This is a genomic window from Neisseria sp. P0021.S005 (assembly GCF_051956955.1).
Genome location: NZ_JBQCWY010000786.1, coordinates 1 through 1,270, shown reverse-complemented (window position 1 = coordinate 1,270; position 1,270 = coordinate 1). Strand labels below are relative to the sequence as shown.

General features: G+C 35.1%; 3 protein-coding genes. 1 reads left to right on the top strand and 2 read right to left on the bottom strand.

Annotated elements, in window-relative coordinates; genetic code table 11:
- Positions 1-264 (top strand): hypothetical protein (locus tag ACTHUE_RS19290; RefSeq protein ID WP_440424198.1); only part of this gene is annotated, 264 nt, incomplete at its 5' end.
- A gap of 384 nt (positions 265-648) precedes the next feature.
- Here ACTHUE_RS19290 and ACTHUE_RS19285 read toward each other — a convergent pair.
- Both ACTHUE_RS19285 and ACTHUE_RS19280 read right to left on the bottom strand, forming a co-directional pair.
- Positions 649-927, bottom strand: coding sequence for a hypothetical protein (locus tag ACTHUE_RS19285; protein WP_070461415.1), 279 nt, complete (start codon positions 925-927; stop codon positions 649-651).
- 113 nt (positions 928-1,040) lie between these two features.
- The gene (locus tag ACTHUE_RS19280) at positions 1,041-1,268 is read right to left on the bottom strand and encodes a hypothetical protein (protein ID WP_070461414.1); all 228 of its coding nucleotides are present in this window, start codon (positions 1,266-1,268) and stop codon (positions 1,041-1,043) included.
- Positions 1,269-1,270: the final 2 nt, after the last annotated feature.

The window sequence follows — 1,270 nt, the reverse complement described above, 5'->3', positions numbered from 1 at the left end:
ATTTTAGGCATATCTTTTATCCATACTAAAATACAGCCCAATGTCGAAAAGAAAATAACAGGAAACACTACCTTACCTCCTCTTACTTCCAACCAAACCGATAGCAGGCTTGGTTGGAAATTGGTTTATTTATTTATAAACATTATTTCCATATCTTCCGATATAAAAAAAATACTTATCAAACTTCTCAAAATTAAGTTCTATTTTTTCTATATTATTCAAATCAGTATTATCTCCTATGATACGGAGAACTACATTTCCTAACAGGCAAAGATTATGAACTACATGAACCAGTTCGGTGGAAGGTGTATATACACCTTGCAACTTAATATTATTTTTTTGTGCATTTTTTACCTGTAAATTAAATTTTTTGGAATTTTCTTCGTAGGAAAGAATCGTCCCTTCCGGAAAAATGACTGTCCTGCACAGTAATTTGTCCGCATTATTATAATGCAGCGTATTTTTTGAAAAAAATAATTTATTATTTGGAAATTTTCTTATAATTTCAGAGCTTGACCAACGGCTATTTTTTTAAAAAAGAAATCTGCTCGTTATTAGTACTATCAATTTCAACTTCAATTATCATCACCACCCCTCATAAAATACACAATATGATTGGGCAATTATTGCCCAAGCCCGCAACAAATTCTAATTATTTTGGAGTCTTAGCCAATTGGCGTCCATAAAAAATATGAGCCCTCGAACTACTGGGGTAGCATATCTTGCAGCAACAAAAGTACCTATCCTAGTTAAATACCCAAGTGCCACCAACGGCGCCATGGCCCCTTCAGCCTCCTTCATCTCCTTCTGAGAAAGCTCCGCCAACTGCATAGGCGTATCTGCCTGCGTGTGGAACACTTGGCTTTCAAATGTCTGATTGTCGAAGCTGTTTGCCATTGCGGGAGCAATCATCGTCAGAATCATCATGGCTGCGGTGATTTGTTTTTTTCATAACAAATTCTTGGGGAGGAGATAATGTTCCATCAAAATCCTCCTAAAAGGCTGCCTGAAATTTCCAAGCAGCCTTTTTTGTTTGCTTATTAATCGGATAGTGCGACAAATATAAAGTAGGCGGCAATAATTGCCGTAACGGCAGCCATAACTGTTTTATTTTCTTTATCAAACCAAAGCGAGTTTAGAAACATGGCCATCAAGAAATATGATGGTTTTTCAGTTTTTCCGCTGCTTTCTTGAATTAGAAGATAAAATATAAATATGGCAGTTATACTGATTGCTGTTTTTATTAAAATATATTTATTTTTCATCATCT

Excerpts from the sequence above, each read along its gene's own strand:
- ACTHUE_RS19285 (WP_070461415.1), bottom strand. The coding sequence starts at position 927 with ATGATGATTCTGACGATGATTGCTCCCGCAATGGCAAACAGCTTCGAC.
- ACTHUE_RS19280 (WP_070461414.1), bottom strand. The coding sequence starts at position 1,268 with ATGATGAAAAATAAATATATTTTAATAAAAACAGCAATCAGTATAACT.